Genomic DNA, 24604 nt, shown 5'->3' with positions numbered 1-24604 from the left:
AAATCATGACCAAGATCCTTATCCGTGGTGCGCGGGTGCTCGGCGGCGAGCCGCAGGACGTGCTGATCGACGGCGAGACCATTGAGGCCGTGGGCGCCGCCCTGAGCGCCGAGGGCGCCACCGTCGTGGAGGCGGACGGCAAGGTCCTCCTGCCGGGCCTGGTCGACCTGCACACCCATCTGCGCGAGCCCGGCCGCGAGGACTCCGAGACGGTCCTCACCGGCACCCGCGCGGCCGCGAGCGGCGGCTACACCACGGTGTTCGCGATGGCCAACACCTTCCCGGTCGCCGACACCGCGGGCGTCGTCGAGCAGGTCTGGCGCCTCGGCAAGGAATCCGGCTACTGCGACGTGCAGCCGATCGGCGCCGTCACCGTCGGCCTCGAGGGCAAGAAGCTCGCCGAACTGGGCGCCATGCACGAGTCGGCCGCCGGGGTCACCGTCTTCTCCGACGACGGCAAGTGCGTCGACGACGCCGTGATGATGCGGCGCGCCCTGGAGTACGTGAAGGCGTTCGGCGGCGTCGTCGCCCAGCACGCCCAGGAGCCGCGGCTCACCGAGGGCGCCCAGATGAACGAGGGCGTCGTCTCGGCGGAGCTCGGGCTCGGCGGCTGGCCCGCCGTCGCCGAGGAGTCGATCATCGCCAGGGACGTCCTGCTCGCCGAGCACGTCGGCTCCCGGGTGCACATCTGCCACCTGTCCACGGCCGGGTCCGTCGAGATCGTCCGCTGGGCCAAGTCCCGCGGTATCGACGTCACCGCCGAGGTCACCCCGCACCACCTGCTCCTCACCGACGAGCTGGTCCGCTCCTACAACCCGGTCTACAAGGTCAACCCGCCGCTGCGCACGGAGGCCGACGTGCTGGCGCTGCGCGAGGCCCTGGCCGACGGCACCATCGACATCGTCGCCACCGACCACGCCCCGCACCCGCACGAGGACAAGGACTGCGAGTGGGCCGCGGCCGCCATGGGCATGGTGGGCCTGGAGACCGCCCTCTCGGTGGTCCAGCACACGATGGTCGACACCGGCCTGCTCACCTGGGCCGGGGTCGCCGACCGGATGTCCGCCAAGCCCGCCGAGATCGGGCAGGCGAAGGGCCAGGGTCGCCCCGTCGCGCCCGGCGAGCCCGCGAACCTCACCCTCGTCGATCCGGCATACCGTGGAGAGGTGGACCCCGCGGGCTTCGCCTCCCGGAGCCGCAACACCCCCTACGAGGGCCGTGAGCTTCCGGGACGCGTCACGCACACCTGGCTCCGGGGTCGGGCCACGCTCGTCGACGGGAAGCTTCAGTGACCGCAACGCATCTCCTCACCCCCTCCGCCCTGCCCCAGCTGGCCGCCGACGAAAAGTCGGCGCAGGTCACCGACTGGGCCGCGCGGATCGGCTGGGTCGTCGGAATCCTGCTCTTCATCGCGCTCGTCTACTGGCTGATGCGCGAGGGCTGGAAGTGGCGCGGCACCCTCCAGGGCGACCTCCCCGAGCTCCCCTCCCGCCCGTCTCCCACCACCACCCTCAACGGAGGCGGCAAGCCGCCACTGCCCGATGTGCCGTCCGAGCCCGGTGCGACGAAACTTGAGCTGACCGGCCGCTACCACGGCTCGACCACGGCGGGCCAGTGGCTTGACCGCATCGTGGCGCACGGTCTGGGCACCCGCAGCCGCGTGGAGCTGACCCTCACCGAGGCGGGCCTGGACGTCGTCCGCCCCGGGGCGCGGGACTTCTTCATCCCGAAGGAGGCCCTGCGCGAGGCCCGCCTTGACAAGGGCATCGCGGGCAAGGTCCTCGCCGAGGGCGGTCTGCTGATCGTCACCTGGGCGCACGGCGACAAGCTGATCGACTCCGGCTTCCGCTCCGACCACGCCGCGGAGCAGGCCGACTGGGTCGAGACCCTCAACAACATGATCGACAACACCGAGATCGACGGCACCGGCGCCGGGATCCACAGCACGACGGAAACGGAAGGCGCACGATGACGACCTCCACCAAGGGAGTCGCGAAGACTCCCGCCGTACTCGTCCTTGAGGACGGCCGGGTCTTCCGCGGCCGCGCCTACGGCGCGGTGGGGGAGACCTTCGGCGAGGCCGTCTTCTCCACCGGCATGACCGGCTACCAGGAGACCCTCACCGACCCCTCGTACCACCGTCAGGTCGTCGTGATGACCGCGCCGCACGTCGGCAACACCGGCGTCAACGACGAGGACCCCGAGTCGCAGCGGATCTGGGTCGCGGGCTACGTGGTGCGCGACCCCGCCCGGGTGCCCTCCAACTGGCGCTCCCGGCGCTCCCTCGACGAGGAGCTCCAGCGGCAGGGCGTCGTCGGCATCAGCGGCGTCGACACCCGCGCCCTGACCCGCCACCTGCGCGAGCGCGGCGCCATGCGCGTCGGCGTCTTCTCCGGCGACACGATCGCCGCCGACGCCGAGCTGCTCGCCAAGGTGCAGGCGCAGCCGCAGATGAAGGGCGCGAACCTCTCCGCCGAGGTCGCCACCAAGGAGACGTACGTCGTCCCGGCGATCGGCGAGAAGCGGTTCACGGTCGCCGCCGTCGACCTCGGCATCAAGGGCATGACCCCGCACCGCATGGCCGAGCGCGGCATCGAGGTGCACGTCCTTCCCGCCACCGCGACCGCCGATGACGTCTACGCCGTCAACCCCGACGGCGTGTTCTTCTCCAACGGCCCCGGCGACCCGGCGACCGCCGACGGCCCCGTGGCCGTCATGCAGGAGGTCCTGAAGCGGAAGACGCCGCTGTTCGGCATCTGCTTCGGCAACCAGATCCTCGGCCGCGCCCTCGGCTTCGGCACGTACAAGCTGAAGTACGGCCACCGGGGCATCAACCAGCCCGTGCAGGACCGCACCACGGGCAAGGTCGAGGTCACCGCGCACAACCACGGCTTCGCCGTCGACGCGCCGCTCGACAAGGTCTCCGACACCCCCTTCGGGCGCGCCGAGGTCTCCCACGTGTGCCTCAACGACCAGGTGGTGGAGGGGCTCCAGCTCCTCGACCAGCCCGCGTTCAGCGTCCAGTACCACCCCGAGGCGGCCGCCGGCCCGCACGACGCCGCGTACCTCTTCGACCGTTTCGTTTCCCTGATGGAGGGCCAGCGTGCCTAAGCGCACCGATATCCAGTCCGTCCTGGTCATCGGCTCCGGCCCGATCGTCATCGGCCAGGCCGCGGAGTTCGACTACTCCGGGACCCAGGCGTGCCGCATCCTCAAGTCCGAGGGCCTGCGCGTCATCCTCGTCAACTCGAACCCGGCGACGATCATGACCGACCCGGAGATCGCCGACGCCACGTACGTCGAGCCGATCACGCCGGAGTTCGTCGAGAAGATCATCGCCAAGGAGCGCCCCGACGCGCTCCTGCCCACCCTGGGCGGCCAGACCGCACTCAACACCGCCATCTCGATGCACGAGCAGGGCGTCCTGGAGAAGTACGGCGTCGAGCTGATCGGCGCCAACGTCGAGGCGATCAACAAGGGCGAGGACCGCGACCTGTTCAAGGCGGTCGTCGAGGCCGTCCGCGCCAAGATCGGCCACGGCGAGTCCGCACGCTCGGTGATCTGCCACTCCATGGACGACGTCCTGGGCGGCGTCGACGAGCTCGGCGGCTACCCGGTCGTCGTCCGCCCGTCCTTCACCATGGGCGGCGCGGGCTCCGGCTTCGCGCACAACGAGGACGAACTGCGCCGCATCGCGGGCCAGGGCCTCACGCTCTCGCCGACCACCGAGGTGCTCCTGGAGGAGTCCATCCTCGGCTGGAAGGAGTACGAGCTGGAGCTGATGCGCGACAAGAGCGACAACGTCGTGGTCGTCTGCTCCATCGAGAACTTCGACCCGATGGGCGTACACACCGGTGACTCGATCACCGTCGCGCCCGCGATGACCCTCACCGACCGCGAGTACCAGATCCTGCGGGACGTCGGCATCGCGATCATCCGTGAGGTGGGCGTCGACACCGGCGGCTGCAACATCCAGTTCGCGGTGAACCCGGTCGACGGCCGCGTGATCGTCATCGAGATGAACCCGCGCGTCTCGCGGTCCTCCGCGCTCGCTTCGAAGGCCACCGGATTCCCGATCGCGAAGATCGCCGCAAAGCTGGCCGTGGGGTACACGCTCGACGAGATCCCCAACGACATCACCGAGAAGACCCCGGCCTCCTTCGAGCCGACCCTCGACTACGTGGTCGTCAAGGCGCCGCGCTTCGCCTTCGAGAAGTTCCCGCAGGCGGACTCGACGCTCACCACGACCATGAAGTCGGTCGGCGAGGCCATGGCCATCGGCCGCAACTTCACCGAGGCCCTGCAGAAGGCGCTGCGCTCCCTGGAGAAGAAGGGCAGCCAGTTCTCCTTCACCGGCAAGCCCGGCGACAAGTACACGCTCCTGCGCGCCGCCGTGCGCCCCACCGACGGCCGCATCAACACCGTCATGCAGGCCATCCGCGCCGGCGCCACGCCCCAGGAGGTCTTCGACGCCACGAAGATCGACCCGTGGTTCGTCGACCAGCTCTTCCTGATCAAGGAGATCGCGGACGAGCTGACCGAGGCCGACGACCTCACCATGGAGCTGCTCGCCGAGGCCAAGCGGCACGGCTTCTCCGACACGCAGATCGCCGAGATCCGCGGCCTGCGCGAGGACGTGGTGCGCGAGGTCCGGCACGCCCTCGGTGTCCGTCCCGTCTACAAGACGGTCGACACCTGCGCCGCCGAGTTCGCCGCGAAGACGCCGTACTTCTACTCCTCCTACGACGAGGAGACCGAGGTCGCGCAGCGCGAGAAGCCCGCGGTGATCATCCTGGGCTCGGGCCCGAACCGCATCGGCCAGGGCATCGAGTTCGACTACTCCTGCGTGCACGCCTCCTTCGCGCTCAGCGACGCGGGCTACGAGACCGTCATGGTCAACTGCAACCCGGAGACCGTCTCCACCGACTACGACACCTCCGACCGGCTCTACTTCGAGCCGCTCACCCTGGAGGACGTCCTGGAGATCGTCCACGCGGAGTCCCTCGCGGGCCCGATCGCGGGCGTCGTCGTCCAGCTCGGCGGCCAGACCCCGCTCGGCCTCTCGCAGGCCCTGAAGGACAACGGCGTGCCGGTCGTCGGCACCTCCCCGGAGGCCATCCACGCCGCCGAGGACCGCGGCGCCTTCGGCCGGGTGCTCGCCGAGGCGGGCCTGCCCGCGCCCAAGCACGGCACCGCCACGACCTTCGCCGAGGCCAAGGCCATCGCCGACGAGATCGGCTACCCCGTGCTCGTCCGGCCCTCGTACGTGCTCGGCGGCCGCGGCATGGAGATCGTGTACGAGGAGGCCCGCCTCCAGGCGTACATCGCCGAGTCCACCGAGATCAGCGCCGACCGCCCGGTCCTCGTCGACCGCTTCCTCGACGACGCCATCGAGATCGACGTCGACGCGCTCTACGACGGCCACGAGCTGTACCTCGGCGGCGTCATGGAGCACATCGAGGAGGCCGGCATCCACTCCGGCGACTCGGCGTGCGCGCTGCCCCCGATCACGCTCGGCGGCCACGACATCAAGCGCCTGCGCACCTCCACGGAGGCCATCGCCAAGGGCGTCGGCGTGCGCGGCCTGATCAACATCCAGTTCGCCATGGCCGGGGACATCCTGTACGTCCTGGAGGCCAACCCGCGCGCCTCGCGCACCGTGCCCTTCACCTCGAAGGCCACCGCGGTACCGCTCGCCAAGGCCGCCGCCCGCATCTCGCTCGGCGCGACCGTCGCCGAGCTGCGCGCCGAGGGGCTGCTTCCGGCCACCGGTGACGGCGGCGAGCTGCCGCTCGACGCGCCGATCTCCGTCAAGGAGGCCGTGATGCCGTGGTCGCGCTTCCGCGACATCCAGGGCCGCGGCGTCGACACCGTGCTCGGCCCGGAGATGCGCTCCACCGGCGAGGTCATGGGCATCGACTCCGTCTTCGGCACGGCGTACGCCAAGTCGCAGGCGGGCGCGTACGGGCCGCTGCCCACCAAGGGCCGCGCCTTCATCTCCGTCGCCAACCGCGACAAGCGCTCGATGATCTTCCCGGCGCGCGAGCTCGTCGCGCACGGCTTCGAGCTGCTCGCCACGTCCGGCACGGCCGAGGTGCTCCGGCGCAACGGCATCAACGCCACGGTCGTGCGCAAGCAGTCCGAGGGCGAGGGCCCGAACGGCGAGAAGACCATCGTCCAGCTGATCCACGACGGCCAGGTCGACCTCATCGTCAACACCCCGTACGGCACCGGCGGCCGCCTCGACGGCTACGACATCCGCACCGCGGCCGTCGCCCGGTCCGTGCCGTGCCTGACGACGGTCCAGGGCCTCGCCGCCGCGGTGCAGGGCATCGACGCGCTCCACCACGGCGGAGTGGGCGTGCGCTCGCTCCAGGAACACGCGGAACACCTGACCGCGGCCCGCGACTAGACAGCCCACGAGGGGGACACCGGATCCGGTGTCCCCCTCCTCATGAGGACACCAGCATGTACGCATTCTTCTTCCGGCTCGTCTTCCGGCGCATGGACCCCGAGCGGGCCCACCACCTCGCCTTCGCCTGGATCCGCCTCGCCGCGCGCATCCCCGTCCTGCGGACCTTCGTGGCCGCCGCCCTCGCCCCCCGCCACAAGGAGCTGCGCACCGAGGCCTTCGGCCTGCGCATGCACGGCCCCTTCGGGCTCGCCGCCGGGTTCGACAAGAACGCCGCCGCGATCGACGGCATGGCCATGCTCGGCTTCGACCACATCGAGATCGGCACGGTCACCGGCGAGCCGCAGCCCGGCAACCCCAAGAAGCGGCTCTTCCGCCTCGTGGAGGACCGCGCCCTGATCAACCGCATGGGCTTCAACAACGACGGCTCGGCGGCCGTCGCAGAGCGCCTCGCGGCCCGCGAGGCGGTCTTCAGGACCGTCGTCGGCGTCAACATCGGCAAGACCAAGGTCGTGCCGGAGGCCGAGGCCGCCGCCGACTACGTGAAGTCCACCGAGCGCCTGGCCCGCCACGCCGACTACCTCGTCGTCAACGTGTCCTCGCCGAACACGCCCGGCCTGCGCAACCTCCAGGCCACCGAGTCGCTGCGGCCCCTGCTCACCGCCGTGCGCGAGGCCGCCGACCGCAGCGTCGATGGCCGCCGCGTCCCGCTGCTCGTCAAGATCGCGCCCGACCTGGCCGACGAGGACGTCGACGCGGTCGCCGACCTCGCCGTGGAGCTCGGCCTCGACGGCATCATCGCCACGAACACGACCATCGCGCGCGAGGGCCTCGGCCTGACCTCCGACCCGGAGCTCGTCAAGGAGACCGGCGGCCTGTCCGGCGCGCCCCTCAAGGAGCGCTCCCTGGAGGTGCTGCGCCGCCTCTACGCGCGCGTGGGCGACCGGATCACCCTGGTGGGCGTCGGAGGCGTCGAGAACGCCGAGGACGCCTGGCAGCGCATCCTCGCGGGCGCGACCCTGGTGCAGGGCTACAGCGCGTTCATCTACGAGGGCCCGTTCTGGGCGCGCGGGATCCACAAGGGCCTCGCCGCGCGGCTCGCCACCTCCCCGTACGCCACGCTCGCCGAAGCGATCGGCGCCGACACCCGAAAGGCCCCCGCCGCATGAGCCACCAGGAACCCTTCGGCGCGCGGCTGCGCCACGCCATGGACACCCGCGGCCCGCTCTGCGTCGGCATCGACCCGCACGCCTCGCTCCTGGCGGCGTGGGGCCTGGATGACGACATCAAGGGCCTGGAGACCTTCACACGCACCGTCGTGGAGGCCCTGGGCGACCAGGTCGCCGTCTTCAAGCCGCAGGCGGCGTTCTTCGAGCGCTTCGGCTCGCGCGGCGTCGCCGTCCTGGAGCGGGCCGTCGCGGAGCTGCGCGCCGCCGGGGGCCTGGTCGTCATGGACGCCAAGCGCGGCGACATCGGCTCCACCATGGCCGCGTACGCCGAGGCCTTCCTGCACCCGGACGCGCCGCTGTTCTCGGACGCCCTGACGGTCTCACCGTACCTCGGGTACGAGTCCCTGCGGCCCGCCGTCGACCTCGCCCGGGAGAGCGGCTCGGGGCTCTTCGTGCTCGCCCTGACGTCCAACCCCGAGGGCGCGGAGGTGCAGCGCGCCGAGCGGGCCGACGGCCGCACCATCGGCGCGACCATGCTGGGCCACCTCGCGCGCGAGAACGCCGAGGCCGCGCCCATGGGGTCGTTCGGCGCGGTGGTCGGCGCCACGCTCGGCGACCTGTCGTCCTTCGACCTGGACATCAACGGGCCGCTGCTCGCCCCCGGCATCGGGGCGCAGGGCGCGACGCCCGCGGACCTGCCCCGCGTCTTCGGCGCGGCCGTGCGCAACGTCGTCCCGAACGTGAGCCGCGGCGTGCTCAAGGCGGGCCCCGACGCCGGGGCGCTGCGCGCGGCCGCCGCGCGCTTCGCCGACGAGGTGCGGCAGGCGGTCGGCGGCTAGCCCGCCCCGAGCTCCTGGCGTCCGCCCCGGGACCGGTCCTTCCGGTCCCGGGGCGGACGCGTGTCCGACCCGGCGGGCGACCTGGCGAAAGGTCGTTCCTCGGCCACGTTTGTGTTCCGCATTCGGCCCCGTGGACGTTCCGCGTACGTCGTGCACCGACGGCATCAGCCCGCCGAACTGACGCGTTGCTTACACGACACCCGGCCAAAACAGGGGTGAATTGCCCGATATGCCCGGCTCAACAGAGGCTGACCTGGACTTTTCGCTTGTTCTCGCTGACTCAGGCGGCCATGGCCGCTAGTCTCCGACCAGAGCCAACGGGCAAGCGCGTTGCACGTTGCTCCCCTGGTGTGGGGCGACTAGGTTCCTCACCGGTCCGTATCCGACAGTTCGATCTTCGAGGTGACGTAGGCGTGGCTCTTCCGCCCCTTACCCCTGAACAGCGCGCAGCCGCGCTCGAAAAGGCCGCCGCGGCTCGCCGGGAGCGGGCCGAGGTCAAGAATCGACTCAAGCACTCCGGCGCCTCCCTTCACGAGGTCATCAAGCAGGGCCAGGAGAACGACGTCATCGGCAAGATGAAGGTCTCCGCCCTCTTGGAGTCGCTGCCCGGCGTGGGCAAGGTCCGCGCCAAGCAGATCATGGAGCGCCTCGGCATCTCCGAGAGCCGCCGCGTGCGCGGTCTTGGCTCCAACCAGATCGCGTCCCTGGAGCGCGAGTTCGGCGGCAGCGGCGCCTGACGGCTCCGCGCCGTCCGGGAACCTGGTCTCAGGCACCTCTGAGAACCTGGATAATCGCTGCATGAGTGAACGTCCGCGGCTGACCGTGCTCTCCGGCCCCTCCGGGGTCGGCAAGAGCACGGTCGTCGCCCATATGCGCAAGGAACACCCCGAGGTCTGGCTCTCGGTCTCGGCGACGACCCGCAAGCCGCGCCCCGGCGAGCGCCATGGTGTGCACTATTTCTTCGTCTCCGACGAGGAAATGGACAAGCTGATCGCCAATGGTGAGCTCCTGGAGTGGGCGGAATTCGCGGGCAACCGCTACGGCACGCCCCGTCGCGCGGTCATGGACCGCCTGGAGGCGGGCGAGCCCGTCCTCCTGGAGATCGACCTCCAGGGCGCCCGGCAGGTGCGGGAGTCCATGGGCGACGCCCAGCTGGTCTTCCTCGCCCCGCCGAGCTGGGACGAGCTGGTGCGGCGCCTCACCGGGCGCGGCACCGAGGCGGCCGAGGTGATCGAGCGCAGGCTCCAGGCCGCGCGCGTGGAGCTGGCCGCGGAGCCCGAATTCGACACCACCCTGGTCAACACCTCGGTCGAGGACGTAGCGCGCGAGCTGCTAGCCTTGATGAAAGTTGTTTGATCTTCACCCCCTTCGGAAGGCAGAGAGTGTCCTCTTCCATCACCGCGCCCGAGGGCATCATCAACCCGCCGATTGATGAGCTGCTCGAGGCCACCGACTCGAAGTACAGCCTGGTGATCTACGCCGCCAAGCGCGCCCGTCAGATCAACGCGTACTACTCGCAGCTCGGTGAGGGCCTCCTCGAGTACGTGGGCCCGCTCGTGGACACCCACGTGCACGAGAAGCCGCTGTCGATCGCGCTCCGCGAGATCAACGCCGGCCTGCTGACGTCCGAGGCCATCGAGGGCCCGGCGCAGTAAGCAGTCATACGTTCACCACAGGCCCGGCAGAGCACCTGCCGGGCCTGTGGTGTGTCATGGAGTCGTACGCGCGCCGCAGCGGTCGCGCAACCGAGTGCGGGGAGGCACGGTGGACAAGCCGAAGGTCGTTCTGGGGGTCAGCGGTGGCATCGCCGCCTACAAGGCGTGCGAGCTGCTCCGCCGGCTCACCGAGTCCGGTCACGACGTGCGCGTCGTGCCGACCGACTCCGCGCTGCACTTCGTCGGCGCCGCGACCTGGTCGGCACTGTCCGGCCACCCCGTCTCCACCGAGGTCTGGTCCGACGTCCACGAGGTGCCGCACGTGCGCATCGGGCAGCACGCCGACCTGGTGATCGTGGCGCCCGCCACCGCCGACATGCTGGCCAAGGCCGCCCACGGCCTCGCCGACGACCTGCTGACGAACACGCTCCTCACGGCCCGCTGTCCGGTGGTCTTCGCACCCGCGATGCACACCGAGATGTGGGAGCACCCGGCCACCCAGGAGAACGTCGCCACGCTGCGCCGCCGCGGCGCCCTCGTCGTGGAGCCGGCCGTCGGCCGCCTCACCGGCGTCGACACCGGCAAGGGGCGCTTCCCCGAGCCCGCCGAGCTCTTCGACGTCGTACGCCGCGTCCTCGCGCGCGGGACGGCCGCCCAGGACCTCGCGGGCCGGCACGTCGTCGTCAGCGCGGGCGGCACCCGCGAGCCCCTCGACCCGGTGCGCTTCCTCGGCAACCGCTCCTCCGGCAAGCAGGGCTACGCCCTCGCCCGCAGCGCCGCCGCGCGCGGGGCCCGCGTCACGCTCGTCGCGGCGAACACCGCGCTGCCGGACCCGGCGGGCGTCGACATCGTGCCCGTGGGCACCGCCGTACAGCTCCGCGAGGCCGTCCTGAAGGCGGCCGCCGACGCCGACGCGGTGGTGATGGCCGCCGCCGTGGCCGACTTCCGCCCGGCCGCGTACGCCACCGGAAAGATCAAGAAGCAGGACGGCGAGGACCCGGCCCCCCTGACCCTCGTCCGCAATCCGGACGTCCTCGCCGAGCTCTCGGGCGACCGCCCGCGCCCCGGACAGGTCGTCGTCGGCTTCGCGGCCGAGACGGACGACGTGCTGGCCAACGGCCGGGCCAAGCTCGCCCGCAAGGGCTGCGATCTGCTCGTAGTGAACGAAGTCGGCGAGCGCAAGACGTTCGGCTCTGAGCGGAACGAGGCCGTGGTCCTCGGTGCCGACGGCAGCGAGACGCCGGTGCCGTACGGGCCCAAGGACGATCTCGCCGACACGGTGTGGGATCTGGTCGTACCGCGTCTTGACCGGTCGTAACACGCCTGAAGCCATCGGTCCGGATCGTGGCCGGACCGATGGCGGGAATCGGCCCCCGGCGCACCATGCGCCCCTCTGGCCTCTCTAAACCCACCCTAAACCCGCCAAATGTGGGCCTTGAGCCCTCTGGTGGAGACCGATCGTCGTATCGCACAATGCAGTGCCGCAGGTCACAGGCCTCGCTTCTGACGAGAGAGGTGGCCATGCGGCCGTGTGTGACCGATAAACTGGTCTCGGACGTCGTCGAGCGCAGCTCTCGGCCCGTCCATCAATGATCAGCCAGCAGCCGCTGCAACCACAGGGAGCGATGTGTCCCGCCGTCTCTTCACCTCGGAGTCCGTGACCGAGGGTCACCCCGACAAGATCGCTGACCAGATCAGCGACACCATTCTCGATGCGCTTCTGCGTGAGGACCCGACGTCCCGGGTCGCCGTCGAAACGCTCATCACCACCGGCCTCGTGCACGTCGCCGGTGAGGTCACGACCAAGGCGTACGCGCCGATCGCGCAGCTGGTGCGCGAGAAGATCCTCGAGATCGGATACGACTCCTCCAAGAAGGGCTTCGACGGCGCCTCCTGTGGCGTCTCGGTGTCCATCGGCGCGCAGTCCCCTGACATCGCGCAGGGCGTCGACACGGCGTACGAGAGCCGCGTCGAGGGCGACGAGGACGAGCTCGACCGGCAGGGCGCCGGTGACCAGGGCCTGATGTTCGGCTACGCCTGCGACGAGACCCCGGAGCTGATGCCGCTCCCGATCCACCTCGCGCACCGCCTCTCGCGCCGCCTCTCCGAGGTGCGCAAGAACGGCACCATCCCCTACCTGCGCCCCGACGGAAAGACCCAGGTCACCATCGAGTACGACGGCGACAAGGCCGTCCGTCTCGACACGGTCGTCGTCTCCTCGCAGCACGCGTCGGACATCGACCTGGAGTCGCTCCTCGCCCCCGACATCCGCGAGTTCGTCGTGGAGCCGGAGCTCAAGGCCCTGGTCGACGACGGCATCAAGCTGGAGACCGAGGGCTACCGCCTCCTGGTCAACCCCACCGGCCGCTTCGAGATCGGCGGCCCGATGGGTGACGCGGGCCTGACCGGCCGCAAGATCATCATCGACACCTACGGCGGCATGTCCCGCCACGGCGGCGGTGCCTTCTCCGGCAAGGACCCGTCCAAGGTGGACCGTTCGGCGGCGTACGCGATGCGCTGGGTCGCCAAGAACGTGGTGGCCGCGGGCCTCGCCTCGCGCTGCGAGGTCCAGGTCGCCTACGCCATCGGCAAGGCCGAGCCCGTCGGTCTGTTCGTCGAGACCTTCGGCACCAACACGATCGACACGGACAAGATCGAGCAGGCCATCAGCGAGGTCTTCGACCTCCGCCCGGCCGCGATCATCCGCGACCTCGACCTGCTCCGCCCGATCTACTCCCAGACCGCCGCGTACGGCCACTTCGGCCGCGCGCTGCCGGAGTTCACGTGGGAGAAGACGGACCGCGTGGACGCGCTGCGGACGGCCGCCGGTTTGGAGAGCTGACTTCCTGCCGCTTGCTCGCCGAGGCCCGGTGCCCCTCAACGGGGGTGCCGGGCCTCGGCGCGTCAGTCGTCAGAATCCGTCGGCATCGACACGCCGCCGTCGGGCTCGTCGGGTTCATGAGGCCCGAAGCGCCGCCGGATGTCGTCAATGACGTCGGGCTTGTCATGGGCGCGGGCAAGGTTGATGAGCCGCTCAATGAACATGTCGTGCTCCGGGGCGTCAGGGGAGATGTCGAACCACTTCAGGAAGGCGTCGACCGTGTCCGTGTCCGTCGAACCACGGCTCGTTCCGGCTCCGTAGGGAATCGAGGCGTCGGCCCAGTCGGTGGAGGGCTGCTGCTCGCTGTCGGACTCGATCGGTTCGACGACGGGACGGGGCTGCGGTACGAGGTGATCGAAGGGAGGCAGAACGGCGTCGTTGTTCGCCGCTGCCGACAGGCGGGCCAGAAGCCCGATCCGATCGACGGTCCCTTCGACCTCCTCGTCGTTGCGCGAGAGCCACCAGACGACAGCGCTGCCCGTGTCCTTCAGCACGTCATTGCCGAGATAGGTCCGCTTGCTGCGCTCGTAGTTGCGCTCGTGTTCCCAGACGTCTTCGTCCTTGCGGACGTCGGAGAGTTTGCCCAGGCGCTCACGATCCTGCTCCGGCAGGCTCAGCGATACGTCCTGGGCCATGGCCAGCACACGGCCTGTCGGGTCCATGCGCATGATGCCCAGTGCCCCGTTGAGCTGATGCTGCACGAATGCGCTTCGAGTGGGCGGCTGCCGTTCCGTGTGCTGCCGTGCCCGTTGAAGGATGGCGTCGACCGCCAGGCCTGCGGGGTTGATGACCGGGGCCTCCTCCGGGGCTTCCAGCTCGCTCCAGAGAACGGTCGCGGCGAATGAGAAGTCGTAGTCAGGGGTGGCGCTCGGCAGCGCTACATGTGTGACGCGCCGCTCAGGACGCTCCGGTGTGAAGAGCTCAGGCTGGAGACCAGAGACTGCGGTGGACAGCAGCTCGTCGGCGCCTCGGCTGAGGGCTTTGTGGGTAGCGGCCGTGATGACGAGCAAGAGTACGGCTGTCGCGGGCCAAGCCCAGAGGGGCCAGCTCGTGCTCAAGCCGAGAATGACAAAGATCAGCCCCAAAATGACAGTGACGAACAGCGTCATGGTCTTCTGGCCGGAACTCATCGTGAACCCCCGATGTCCGAGTCAGATGGCTTATGAGTACGACTCGATGCCCTGCTGGGTATCGATTGCGTGTAGCAGGCGGTGAACGGTGTCCGCGCGATCGGCGACGGCTCGGTCAGCCGCGCGTTGCCACACCCGCGCGGCTCGGTAGAGGCGCCCCGCCGTGCGGGAGTCCGAAGCGCAGGCAGTCGCCAGGACCTCAAGCACGTGATCGCGATGCTCGGCGTACTCGAGGCACGCGCTGAGCCAGTGGGACACGTGCTCGGCCCACCATTCGTCCGGATGGCGCAGCGTTGCCGACCACCCATGAATCAGCAGCGCGCGGACACGCGGGGAGTGGATGCGGCGAATGGGATCGGCGAGCGCGAGGAACAAGGCGCTGTCCCTGGCCGCCCACGTGCGCTGGTCCTTGTCCGCACTCAGCCGATTGAGCATCAGCTCATAGAGACGATTCTCGGAGCGGGCCAGCGACAGAACCGCCTCCTGGGCGGCCGCGCCGGTTCGGACCTTCCCTCGGCGCGCCAGGTGATGGAGTCGTACCAGAGCCTGGTCTGGGTGGGTGGGCGCCATGGACTCCGAACAGACCAGTACGAGGACGTGCCTCAGCCCTTCGTTCGTGTCCGCCGCCGTGGACCAGTCGTAGATCTGTTGGCGGAAGTAGCGCCCGTGCAGGTCATCGGAGAGACCAAGCGCCAGGAGTTGGGCCGCGTCCGGTACGTAACGCACAGCCGCGTCGGTGCGTGTCCACCGCTCCACGAGGGCTCTGAGGTCCTCCGGGCGCTGACATCGCAGGCCCTGTTCGGCGAACCGGGCGACGGCCGCCTTCCGCTCGGCGGGCCGGAGGCCAGGCGAGGACATGCAGTCCTGGAACCAGTCGCGCAGCTGCCGTCTGACGTCCGGCATGTACGTCCAGAAGTGGTCGCGGACGGCGCTGTCATAGCCGGGCAGGGCGAAGCACACGCGGCCGTCGGCGTCGACCTCGGCGCGGATGGCGGTGAATTCCGCGTACAGGTCCGTGCGATTCAGCCGAGGAGTCTCGTCGTGCGGATGGCTCAAGACTTTGAGCAGGGCGTTCGTGGCGTGCAGAACGGTGCTCGGCGGTGAGCCGTGGAACATGGCGAGGGACAGCAGCAGTGCCCGCCGCCGCCCGCTTTCCTCGGCGGCGATGTCCGCGGCGACACGACCGGCCTGGTCGTGCTCGTCGGCCAGGGCCGCAGCGAGCCACTGAGGGAAGCGCTGACTCGCCCCATCGGTGTCGCGGTGCCGCCTGATCCCGTCGGCGAGGGCCGCCACCTTGTGCAGGGGCGCGCGGGCCAGGTAGGACACGAGCTCTGGGCTATCGAGGTCGGTCGGAGTGGGCTCTATGTCCTCGCATCGCAGGTGCCTGGCGAGCACGCGCCTGCTGTTGGGGCGGCCGATTTCAGCGCTGAGGTGTCTGAGGTCGTCGCGCAGCAGATAGCCGAGGTGGTGCGGTAGCACCACGACGAGATGGGCGTCGAGCGGGCTGAGGCGATCGCGGAAGGCGAAGAGATGGCGCTGCATCTCGACGTACCGTGCCTCCTCCGCTTCCGACAGGTCCAGCAGCAGCCGGTCACCGGTGCTGACCTCGCGGGCATCGAAGACGGAAGCGGCGGAGTCGTCCAGGGTGTCGGGTAGTTCGTGGAGGCTTCCCTGCGAGTCCGGTAGTTGGTGCAACAGCATCAGAGCTGCCGCGCGCCGACCGCTGCCGGGTGGGCCGTCGAGCAGGACGACACGTGCTTCTCGCAGCACCTCGCGGACCCTCGTGAAGTGCGGTGGGTCCACGAAGCGCTGGTAGAGGTGGACGCGGTCGGTCTGGGAAATGGTGTGTGGCCGTCTGCCCGCCTGGTCGCGGAGGCGCGACGTGGCCGCGGCCGCTGCCACGTAGAAGTTGTACTGAGGTCCTTCGCCTCCGTGTACCGAGCCATGGGATTCGTGGACGTACGTGCCGACGCTCTCCGTCATCGGTCGCCTTGCCTGCGCGTGCGGCGGGCCCGAGGGCCGAACTGCTGACGGATGACGCCGTTGTCCCCCGTGTAGTAGGTGGTGCCGTCGCCGTTCTCGTGGTTGTTGTGGACCATGTCGCCGCTTCCGGTGTGCATGGGGCTGTGGGATTCACCGACGAACGTCCCGACCGAGCCGCCGACGTGGCCGATGCCACCGCTCTGACGCTCGTTGCGGACACTGGCGCCTTCCTCGGGCTCGCCACTGCTCCGGGGCGGCCCCTGCCTGTCCATCGCGGCCAGACCGGGAACCTGCTGCACCAGGCGGTCGCCGAGGCTCGCCAGGTCCGTCGCGAAGGTGCGCAGTTGGACGCGCGCGTACTGGCACACCGCGAGCTGAGCGATGGCTTTGGGAAGGCGATGAGGGACGAGCTGTTCCAGCTTGCCCGACGCCAGGACGGGCACGACGAGCACCCCTGAATCGAAGGCTTCCTCGATCTCGCGGCGCACCCAATCCTGTGGATCGGCCAGGGCACGCCTGCCCGGATGCTTGCGGTCCGGTGCATCGAGCCAGTGCTCGTCGACGATCACGAGCAGCACCCGGCTCCGGCGTACCGCCTGGGGTATTGCCTGAGTGAAGTCGCTTCCGACCCCGATGGAGCCGCCGGCCAAGAAGACGCTGTCGGGTCCGAACCTGTCCGCCAGCGCCTGCTGGCACATGTAGGCGAGCTCTTTGCCGCCCTTGGTGCGGAAGCTTATGAAGATCTCATGCATGGCTGGTCCTCTCTAGGAAGCGGTCGTACAGGCGATCGCGTCGGCCAGATCAGGAGCGAGGGCACGTACCGAGGGCCGGTCGCGGTGGCGGCCGAGCGTGTGGGACAGCCGGCGCAGGTCGGCTGTCACCGTTGAGGAGCGGGTGAGACTCACGGACGTCAGGGCTTCGGACGCGATCGCGCAGGCATGGTCGACCTCGCCCGCCGCCGCGTGAGCGAGTGCGCGCCGGACGTTGTGTCGGCCGCGAGTCCGGAATGCATGTGAGGGAATGCGGGCGGTCTCCGTGTCGAGCAGAGCCGCTGCCTGCGCCGGGCGGCCGAGGTCGTACAGGCACCAGCCGGTGAACATCGACACCACGTCCGGCAGGTGTGAGGTGCCGAGTACCGGCTGGGCGGGATCGGTCACGTCCCGCTCCAGCAGTTCGCGGGCGCGATCGAGACTGCGCATGCAGGCCGTGTAGTCACCCGCGACGGCGGCGCTCTGCGCGAGATGCTGCGCGGCGAGGCCGCGAACGCGCGCGGACGCGTCGCTGCGCAGCGCTTGCTCGGCTAGCTGGCCGGACTCTGCGACGTCACCTCGGTACAGGCTGATGAGCGAGTGCCGGACGTGCGCGTAGGTCGCCAGGTCAGGGTCATCGCCGACGTCAGCGAGCCGCGCGGCTCGCTCGGTCCACCAGCGGGCCATGGCGTCCTTGCCGCACTCCTGCGCCATCCAGCCCGCGTACTCGGCGTAGCGTGACGCGATGAGCAGTAGGGCTCGTCGCGTACGAGGACCCGCGTGCGTGGCCAACTGCTCGAGGCTGTGCGCCTGGGCGGCGAGGGCGGGCAGAACTCCCGCGGGACCAGAAGCCTGGCCGAGCCGTCGGAGTTGGTCGAAGATCAATCGGGCGGCGTCCACGACCGTCGCCGCCGCCTCGTCGGGCGGTGGAGTGACCAGACCCTCGCTCACCTGCAGCGCCAAGGCGGATGCGGCCCCTGCAGAGATCGCTCGGCGGCGCGTCATCCTCTGGATGTTGCTTGAGCCGTCCTTGTCCACGTGCATCAACCACACCTCACTGTCGTGATCCGGACTGACCGGAGAAGGAAGGGGCGGGTGGGCCGGGATCAGGTCGGCGAGCGCGCCGTCGGCCTTGAGCTGGGCGTCACACAGTCGTGCCAGTTCGACTGTGGGGCGTTTGAGTCCCCGCTCGACCTTGCTGAGCTGGCTCTTGCTGTAGTGCACGCGCTGACCGAGCTGCTCCAAGGAGAGCCCGGCGTCCAAGCGCCACCTGCGCAGTTCCCGTCCGAAATTGCGTGTCTCTTCCGGCACTTCAACCTCCGTCACTCTCCGGCCGACAGCGGTGAGCGCCGGGATTCAGCGTCTGGCAGCCGACCGGGGCCGAACAAGGCGAATGGAGCGTTTCCCGTTTCCTCATCCGGAGGGAAGCCGACCTCTCACCGAGTGTCGAGAAAGCGAAATCGGCCAGGTGATGCCCGTGTGCGGTGCGGCCGGGCCCGGTGTCCCGCCACCGTCGGTTGTCCGACCCGTCTGGTAGGAATTTGGCTGTGAGCAGCGAGAACGGGTCAGGTGGCGGGGCGGCGGGTGACGTGCCGGAGCAGCTTGCGCTCATTCGGGAGAGCGTGCGGAAGGCGAAGGCGCCGAAGGCCAAGCCGCGGACGTGGCGGGGGGCCGAGCTCGCCAAGGAGCTGCCGGTGGCGCGGGTCGTCGTGGACAAGGGCGTGCTGCACCTCGACCGGTACTTCGACTACGCGGTGCCGGCGGAGCTGGACGAGCAGGCGCAGCCCGGAGTGCGGGTGCGCGTACGCTTCGGCGCCGGCTCGCGGAACGTGCGCGAGGGGCGGCGCGAGGGCGGCGGCCTGATCGACGGCTTCCTGGTCGAGCGCGTCGCCGATTCGGACTACAGCGGGCCGCTGGCCGCCATCGCCCAGGTCGTGTCGCCCGAGCCCGTGCTCGACGAGGAGCTGCTCGGGCTCGCCCGGGCCGTGGCCGACCGCTACGCGGGCAGCCTCGCGGACGTGTTGCAGCTGGCGGTTCCGCCCCGGCACGGGCGGGCCGAGGGGCGTCCTTCGCCGCCCGCCCCCGGGCCGCCTTCCGCGCCGGACGCCGGGTCGTGGCGGCGGTATGCGCGCGGGCCCGAGTTCGTGGCCGCGCTCGCCGCGGGCGGGGCGCCCCGGGCCGTGTGGACCGCGCTGCCGGGGCCGCTGTGGGCCGAGGAGATCGCCCGGGCCGTGCGGGCGACGCTGGCTTCGGGGCGCGGCGCGCTCGTCGTCGTGCCCGCCGGGCGGCCCGCGGCTCGGGTGGACGCCGCGCTGCGGGCGCTGCTCGGCGAGGGGCAGCACGCGCTGCTCACCGCCGACGCGGGGCCGGAGCGGCGGTACCGGGAGTGGCTGGCCGTGCGGCGCGGTGCCGTCCGGGCCGTGGTCGGGACCCGGGCCGCCATGTTCGCGCCGGTGCGGAACCTGGGTCTCGTGGTTGTCTGGGACGACGGCGACGCCAGCCACGGGGACGACAACGCGCCGTTCCCCCATGTGCGCGAGGTCCTGGAGCTCCGTGCGTCGCGGGACCGGTGCGCCTTCCTGCTGGGCAGCTGGGGCTGCACGGTCGAGGCCGCGCAGCTCGTCGAGAGCGGCTGGGCGGTGCCCGTGGTGGCCGACCGGGAGCAGGTGCGGGCCGCGGCGCCGCTGGTGCGGACCGTGGGGGACGGCGACCTCGCGCGCGACGAGGCCGCCCGGGCCGCCCGGCTGCCGAGCCTGGCCTGGCAGATCGCCCGGGACGGCCTGAAGCACGGCCCGGTGCTCGTGCAGGTGCCCCGGCGCGGGTACGTACCGCGGCTCGCGTGCGAGCGGTGCCGGGAGCCCGCGCGGTGCCGGCACTGCGCGGGGCCCCTGGAGGCGCGGGACGCCGGAGCCCTGGTGTGCGGCTGGTGCGGTCGGGACGAGGCGGCCTGGCACTGCTCCGAGTGCGGTGGCTTCCGGCTGCGGGCGCAGGTCGTGGGCGCGCGGCGGACCGCCGAGGAGCTGGGGCGGGCGTTTCCCGCGGTGCCGGTACGGACGTCGGGGCGCGAGCAGGTGCTCGACACGGTGGGCGGGGCGCCCGCCCTGGTCGTGAGCACGCCGGGGGCGGAGCCCGTGGCAGAGGGGGGCTATGCGGCCGCGCTGCTCCTGGACGGCTGGGCCATGCTCGGCCGGCCGGACCTGCGCGCGGGCGAGGACGCGCTGCGGCGGTGGATCGGCGCCGCCGCGCTGGTGCGGGACCAGGGCGCGGGCGGCACGGTGGTGGTCGTCGCCGAGCCGACGCTGCGGCCGGTGCAGGCTCTGGTCCGGTGGGATCCGGTCGGGCACGCGGTCCGCGAGCTGTCGGAGCGGGCCGAGCTGGGCTTCCCGCCGGTGTCGCGGATGGCGTCGGTGACGGGCGCTCCCGAGGCGCTCGCCGAGTTCCTCGCCCAGGCGGAGCTGCCGCCGGACGCCGAGGTCCTCGGCCCCGTGCCGGTGCCCGCCACCGAGCCGGGCCGCCCGCGCCGCCCCGGCGACGCGCCGCCGGGGGAGCGGTGGGAGCGCGCCCTGGTGCGGGTGCCCCCGGGCAGCGGCGCGGCCCTTGCCCGCGCCCTCAAGGCGGCGCAGGCCGCGCGGATGGCGCGCGGGGTGGCGGCGCAGCAGGCGGTGCGGGTGCGGATCGACCCGGCGGACATCGGGTGACCTGCGGGCACCCCGGCCGCGTTTCTTGAGGCCCGCCGGGCCCGTCCGCGGCGCCCGGTGCCCGTCCTGTCACAGGACAGCAGGGCGTGAGGACGCCGGGACGCCGGGACGCGAGGGCGCGAGGACGTCGGGGCGCCCAGGTGCCGGGGCGCGAGGACGCCGGGGGTGCCGGGGCGTGAGGACGCGAGGGTGCCGGGACGCCGGGATTGCGGGGTGCCGGAACGCGAGGACGTCGGGGCGCCCGGGTGCCGAGGCGCGAGGGCGCTGGGGTGCGAGGGCGCCGGGGTGCCGGGGTGCGAGGGTGCCGGGACGCCGGGATTGCCGGGTGCCGGGGAGCGAGGACACAGGGACGCGAGGGTGCGAGAGCGCCGGGACGCGAGGATGTCGGGGCGCCCGGGTGCCGGGGAGCGAGGCCCCCGGACGCGAGGGGGCGAGGACGGCGAGGGTGCCGGGGAGCGAGGCCCCGGGGACGCGAGGGGGCGAGGGTGCCCGGGTGCGAAGGCGGCGGGGCACACTGATGCCCCCTGCCCGGGCCCGGGCAGGGGGCATCGTGGACGTCAGCCGTTGCGCGGGCCGGGGAAGGCGCCAGGGCGGACGTCGTCACGGAGGCCGGGGCTGCCCGCCGTCGGCTGGGTCGGCATGGCGCGGGCCGCGGGGACGGAGGGGAGGGGGGTGCCCACGGGGACCGTGCGGGTCGTGGTGGAGGGTTCGGCGGCGCGGTCCGGCTCGGCGGTCGTCGTGGTCTGTGCCGTGGTCCTGCGGGCGCCGTACCGGCGGTGGACCGCCTGCTTGGTGACGCCGAGCGCGGAGCCCACCGCGTCCCACGAGAAGCCCAGCGAGCGGTCGAAGTCGACCGCGGCGGTGACCAGCGTCTCGACGCTGTCCCGCAGTTCCTGGGCGAGGCGGACGGTCGGAGCGGGTGCGCGTCCGTACACGACGAAGCCCGCGGAGGGGCTGGAGCGACGCGGCCGGTAGACGTTGCCGAGCTGCGCGGTGAGGGTGCGCAGTGCGTCCACCTGCCGGCGGACCCGCTCGATGTCCCGTACCAGGAGGTGCAGGCTGGCCCGTGCCTGGGCGTCGTGGGTTGCGTGGTCGGCCATGAACAAGCCTCTCGAACCGGCGTTGAGGGATCGGGGTGTGGGGTGTGGTGGGGGTGATGGGGGACGGGGCAGGGGCGGAAGTGACGGGGAGCGACGGGGATGGCGGTGAACGAGGAGAGGGCCGCGTGTGCGGCCCGTTCCGGTCAACCTCGTCTTGACCAACGCGCTACGTCGTGAGGGGTCACGGTCCCAGGGCGTATCCGCATATGCGCAGGGCGCGCGGGGGTGCGCACGCCCCCAGGGCGCGTCCCGGTGTCTCGCCAGTGCCTCCCGTGCTCTTTCGTCGAACTGCCTTTCCGGGCAAGTCCGTCAAGTCATCTGAAAAGGCCTCAAAAGTTCTCAAAAGGGTTCGTGTGCCGTCCCCAGCAGCGAGAACCGCGGCGGCCCATAGACTGGTGAGCTGCCGTCACCGCACGCGCGTCGCCGCCGACAGCCGCCGCAGACTCCCAGAAATCCGAGGTAGCACCCAGTGAAGCTGGTCTTCGCAGGCACCCCCGAGGTCGCCGTCCCCGCCCTGGACGCCCTGATCGCCTCCGGCCGGCACGAGGTGGCCGCCGTCGTCACCCGCCCCGACGCCCCGGCGGGCCGCGGTCGCAGGCTGATCGCGAGCCCGGTCGCCGAGCGCGCGGAGGAGGCCGGGATCGAGGTGCTCAAGCCCGCGAAGCCGCGTGACGAGGAGTTCCTCGCCCGGCTCCGGGAGATCGCGCCCGACTGCTGCCCGGTGGTCGCCTACGGCGCGCTGCTGCCCAAGGTGGCCCTGGACATCCCCGCCCACGGCTGGGTCAACCTGCACTTCTCGCTGCTGCCCGCCTGGCGCGGCGCGGCCCCGGTGCAGCACTCCATCATGGCCGGTGACGAGATCACCGGCGCCTCGACCTTCCTGATCGAGGAGGGCCTGGACTCCGGCCCTGTGTACGGCACGGTCACCGAGGAGATCCGGTCCACCGACACCAGCGGTGACCTGCTGACCCGCCTCGCGTTCGCGGGTTCGGGGCTGCTCGCCGCGACCATGGACGGCATCGAGGACGGCTCGCTGAGCGCCCTCCCACAGCCCGCTGACGGCGTCACCGTCGCGCCGAAGATCACCGTCGAGGACGCGCGCGTCGACTGGGCGACGCCCGCGCTCCGCGTGGACCGCGTGGTGCGCGGCTGCACCCCCGCGCCGGGCGCCTGGACCGTCTTCCGCGGCGAGCGCCTCAAGCTGATCCAAGCCGTCCCGGTGCCGGACCGCACCGACCTCGCGCCCGGCGAGCTCTCCGTCGGCAAGAAGAACTTGTACGTCGGCACCGGTTCGTACGCCGTGGAGCTGCTGTGGGTGCAGGCGCAGGGCAAGAAGCCGATGGCCGCCGCCGACTGGGCGCGCGGGGTGCGGATCGCCCCGGGTGAGACCTTGGGTACGGGCGACGTACGCTGAACTGGTCCGTCCGTCGGCCCGCAGCGGGCCGACGGCCTTGGCGGACGTCGGATCCTCACAGCGGAGCACCTTTGAACGACCAGCCGAGCCGCCGTCCCCGCACCCAGGGCAAGCCCGGGAAGTCCGGGAAGCCCGGCAGGCCCCACAAGCCCTACCGGCGCCCGCAGAAGGACCCCGTGCGCTTCCTCGCCTTCGAGGCGCTGCGGGCCGTGGACGAACGCGACGCGTACGCGAACCTGGTCCTTCCGCCGCTGCTGCGCAAGGCCCGTGAGAAGGGCGACTTCGACGCCCGGGACGCGGCCCTCGCCACGGAGCTCGTCTACGGCACGCTGCGCCGGCAGGGCACGTACGACGCGATCGTCGCGGCCTGCATCGACCGGCCGCTGCGCGAGGTCGACCCACCTGTCCTCGACGTGCTGAACCTGGGCGTGCACCAGCTCCTCGGCACCCGCATCCCCACGCACGCCGCCGTGTCCGCCTCGGTGGAGCTGGCGCGCGTGGTGCTCGGCGACGGGCGGGCCAAGTTCGTCAACGCGGTGCTGCGCAAGGTCGCGGGCGACGACCTCGACGGGTGGCTGGAGAAGGTCGCGCCGCCGTACGACGACGACGCCGAGGACCATCTCGCCGTGGTGCATTCGCATCCGCGATGGGTCGTCTCCGCGCTGTGGGACGCGCTCGGCGGCGGCAGGGCCGGGATCGAGGACCTGCTCGAAGCCGACAACGAACGGCCCGAGGTGACCCTCGTGGCCCGGCCCGGCCGGTCCACGGCCGCCGAGCTGCTCTACGCGCTCGGCACCGAGGCCGCCGTGCCGGGGCGCTGGTCGCCGTACGCCGTGCGGCTCGCCGACGGCGGCGAGCCCGGGCGGATCGACGCGGTGCGCGAGGGGCGCGCCGGCGTGCAGGACGAGGGCAGTCAGCTCGTCGCCCGCGCGCTCGCCGACGTGCCGATCGAGGGTCCCGACACGAAGTGGCTCGACGGGTGCGCCGGGCCCGGCGGCAAGGCCGCGCTGCTCGCGGGGCTCGCCGCCGAGCGCGGGGCGGTTCTGCTCGCCTCCGAGAAGCAGCCGCACCGGGCCGGGCTCGTGGGCCAGGCCCTCGCCGGGAACCCCGGCCCGTACCAGGTCATCGCTGCCGACGGCACGCGTCCGCCGTGGCGGCCCGGCACCTTCGACCGGGTCCTCATGGACGTGCCCTGCACCGGGCTCGGCGCGCTGCGGCGGCGGCCCGAGGCGCGGTGGCGGCGGCGCCCGGAGGACCTGGACGGCTTCGCCCCGTTGCAGCGGTCGCTGCTGCGGACGGCGCTGGAGTCCGTGCGCGTGGGCGGCGTCGTGGGGTACGCCACGTGTTCGCCGCACCTCGCGGAGACCCGGGCCGTCGTGGACGACGTGCTCAAGCAGGGGGGCGGCGGCGCCGAGCTGGTCGACGCGCGGCCGCTGTTCCCCGGTGTCGCGGCGCTCGGCGACGGGCCCGACGTGCAGCTGTGGCCTCATCTGCACGGTACGGACGCGATGTACTTGGCGGTCATCCGGCGTACGGGGTGACCCGGGGGGGCTCCGCCCCCCCCCGGGGCCCCG

The 24604-nt window shown here is 71.6% G+C and carries 19 protein-coding genes; 14 read left to right on the top strand and 5 right to left on the bottom strand.

Going from position 1 to position 24604, the window contains the following annotated elements:
* Positions 1-5: 5 nt before the first annotated feature.
* The 11 genes from IG74_RS0113280 (at position 6) to metK (ending at position 12917) form a co-directional block, all read left to right on the top strand.
* Positions 6-1292 carry a dihydroorotase gene (locus IG74_RS0113280; protein WP_030674873.1) on the top strand — a complete coding sequence of 429 codons (1287 nt, stop codon included), beginning with the start codon at positions 6-8 and terminating at the stop codon, positions 1290-1292.
* Positions 1289-1972 carry a hypothetical protein gene (locus IG74_RS0113275; RefSeq protein ID WP_030674871.1) on the top strand — a complete coding sequence of 228 codons (684 nt, stop codon included), beginning with the start codon at positions 1289-1291 and terminating at the stop codon, positions 1970-1972. The genes IG74_RS0113280 and IG74_RS0113275 overlap by 4 nt, the downstream gene beginning before the upstream one ends.
* On the top strand, positions 1969-3111 hold the full coding sequence (gene carA, locus IG74_RS0113270) for a glutamine-hydrolyzing carbamoyl-phosphate synthase small subunit (protein ID WP_030674868.1): 1143 nt from the start codon (positions 1969-1971) through the stop codon (positions 3109-3111). Before IG74_RS0113275 ends, carA begins: the two co-directional genes overlap by 4 nt.
* A complete protein-coding gene (gene carB, locus IG74_RS0113265; RefSeq protein WP_030674865.1) occupies positions 3104-6412 on the top strand; it encodes a carbamoyl-phosphate synthase large subunit in 3309 nt (1102 codons plus the stop codon). The genes carA and carB overlap by 8 nt, the downstream gene beginning before the upstream one ends.
* 56 nt (positions 6413-6468) lie before the next feature.
* The gene (locus IG74_RS0113260; RefSeq protein ID WP_030674862.1) at positions 6469-7581 is read left to right on the top strand and encodes a quinone-dependent dihydroorotate dehydrogenase; all 1113 of its coding nucleotides are present in this window, start codon (positions 6469-6471) and stop codon (positions 7579-7581) included.
* Positions 7578-8420 (top strand): orotidine-5'-phosphate decarboxylase, encoded by an 843-nt coding sequence (gene pyrF / locus IG74_RS0113255; protein ID WP_030674857.1) that lies wholly within the window; start codon positions 7578-7580, stop codon positions 8418-8420. The genes IG74_RS0113260 and pyrF overlap by 4 nt, the downstream gene beginning before the upstream one ends.
* A 413-nt stretch (positions 8421-8833) precedes the next feature.
* Entirely contained in the window at positions 8834-9157 is a 324-nt protein-coding gene (locus IG74_RS0113250; protein ID WP_016638838.1) for an integration host factor, read from the top strand.
* Positions 9158-9218: 61 nt separating this feature from the next.
* Positions 9219-9776, top strand: coding sequence for a guanylate kinase (gene gmk, locus IG74_RS0113245; RefSeq protein WP_030674851.1), 558 nt, complete (start codon positions 9219-9221; stop codon positions 9774-9776).
* 26 nt (positions 9777-9802) lie between these two features.
* A complete protein-coding gene (gene rpoZ, locus IG74_RS0113240) occupies positions 9803-10075 on the top strand; it encodes a DNA-directed RNA polymerase subunit omega (RefSeq protein ID WP_005319902.1) in 273 nt (90 codons plus the stop codon).
* 109 nt (positions 10076-10184) lie between these two features.
* Positions 10185-11393: a bifunctional phosphopantothenoylcysteine decarboxylase/phosphopantothenate--cysteine ligase CoaBC gene (coaBC, locus tag IG74_RS0113235; RefSeq protein ID WP_030674846.1), complete on the top strand. Its 1209-nt coding sequence runs from the start codon at positions 10185-10187 to the stop codon at positions 11391-11393.
* A 309-nt stretch (positions 11394-11702) separates the two neighbouring features.
* Positions 11703-12917 carry a methionine adenosyltransferase gene (gene metK, locus IG74_RS0113230; protein ID WP_030674843.1) on the top strand — a complete coding sequence of 405 codons (1215 nt, stop codon included), beginning with the start codon at positions 11703-11705 and terminating at the stop codon, positions 12915-12917.
* A 62-nt stretch (positions 12918-12979) separates the two neighbouring features.
* Here metK and IG74_RS0113225 read toward each other — a convergent pair whose 3' ends face one another.
* From IG74_RS0113225 to IG74_RS0113210, 4 genes are all read right to left on the bottom strand, one after another.
* A complete protein-coding gene (locus IG74_RS0113225; RefSeq protein WP_051854844.1) occupies positions 12980-14065 on the bottom strand; it encodes a hypothetical protein in 1086 nt (361 codons plus the stop codon).
* Between the two features lie 51 nt (positions 14066-14116).
* Entirely contained in the window at positions 14117-15988 is a 1872-nt protein-coding gene (locus tag IG74_RS0113220; protein WP_030674835.1) for a hypothetical protein, read from the bottom strand.
* Positions 15989-16065: 77 nt separating this feature from the next.
* Entirely contained in the window at positions 16066-16821 is a 756-nt protein-coding gene (locus IG74_RS0113215; RefSeq protein ID WP_030674831.1) for a toll/interleukin-1 receptor domain-containing protein, read from the bottom strand.
* Between the two features lie 12 nt (positions 16822-16833).
* Complete coding sequence (locus IG74_RS0113210) at positions 16834-18129, bottom strand: helix-turn-helix domain-containing protein (RefSeq protein WP_030674829.1); 1296 nt, start codon at positions 18127-18129, stop codon at positions 16834-16836.
* A gap of 236 nt (positions 18130-18365) precedes the next feature.
* On the opposite strand from IG74_RS0113210, the gene IG74_RS0113205 reads away from it, so the two are divergent.
* On the top strand, positions 18366-20516 hold the full coding sequence (locus IG74_RS0113205; protein ID WP_030674827.1) for a primosomal protein N': 2151 nt from the start codon (positions 18366-18368) through the stop codon (positions 20514-20516).
* Between the two features lie 557 nt (positions 20517-21073).
* On the opposite strand, the gene IG74_RS0113200 is transcribed toward IG74_RS0113205, so the two are convergent.
* The gene (locus tag IG74_RS0113200; protein ID WP_030674823.1) at positions 21074-21616 is read right to left on the bottom strand and encodes a hypothetical protein; all 543 of its coding nucleotides are present in this window, start codon (positions 21614-21616) and stop codon (positions 21074-21076) included.
* Between the two features lie 469 nt (positions 21617-22085).
* On the opposite strand from IG74_RS0113200, the gene fmt reads away from it, so the two are divergent.
* Both fmt and IG74_RS0113190 read left to right on the top strand, forming a co-directional pair.
* Complete coding sequence (gene fmt / locus IG74_RS0113195; protein WP_030674820.1) at positions 22086-23030, top strand: methionyl-tRNA formyltransferase; 945 nt, start codon at positions 22086-22088, stop codon at positions 23028-23030.
* A gap of 71 nt (positions 23031-23101) precedes the next feature.
* A complete protein-coding gene (locus IG74_RS0113190; protein ID WP_030674817.1) occupies positions 23102-24571 on the top strand; it encodes an RsmB/NOP family class I SAM-dependent RNA methyltransferase in 1470 nt (489 codons plus the stop codon).
* Positions 24572-24604: the final 33 nt, after the last annotated feature.

Origin of the sequence: Streptomyces sp. NRRL B-1347, assembly GCF_000720325.1 — a bacterium.
Taxonomy (GTDB): domain Bacteria; phylum Actinomycetota; class Actinomycetes; order Streptomycetales; family Streptomycetaceae; genus Streptomyces.
This window is presented reverse-complemented; position numbering and strand designations above follow the sequence as displayed.

Bases quoted from the DNA above. Each gene is read 5' to 3' on its own strand.
- IG74_RS0113260 (WP_030674862.1), top strand. From the start codon at position 6,469: ATGTACGCATTCTTCTTCCGGCTCGTCTTCCGGCGCATGGACCCCGAG.
- IG74_RS0113225 (WP_051854844.1), bottom strand. From the start codon at position 14,065: ATGACGCTGTTCGTCACTGTCATTTTGGGGCTGATCTTTGTCATTCTC.
- IG74_RS0113200 (WP_030674823.1), bottom strand. From the start codon at position 21,616: ATGGCCGACCACGCAACCCACGACGCCCAGGCACGGGCCAGCCTGCAC.
- IG74_RS0113280 (WP_030674873.1), top strand. From the start codon at position 6: ATGACCAAGATCCTTATCCGTGGTGCGCGGGTGCTCGGCGGCGAGCCG.
- gmk (WP_030674851.1), top strand. From the start codon at position 9,219: ATGAGTGAACGTCCGCGGCTGACCGTGCTCTCCGGCCCCTCCGGGGTC.
- IG74_RS0113215 (WP_030674831.1), bottom strand. From the start codon at position 16,821: ATGCATGAGATCTTCATAAGCTTCCGCACCAAGGGCGGCAAAGAGCTC.
- pyrF (WP_030674857.1), top strand. From the start codon at position 7,578: ATGAGCCACCAGGAACCCTTCGGCGCGCGGCTGCGCCACGCCATGGAC.
- carA (WP_030674868.1), top strand. From the start codon at position 1,969: ATGACGACCTCCACCAAGGGAGTCGCGAAGACTCCCGCCGTACTCGTC.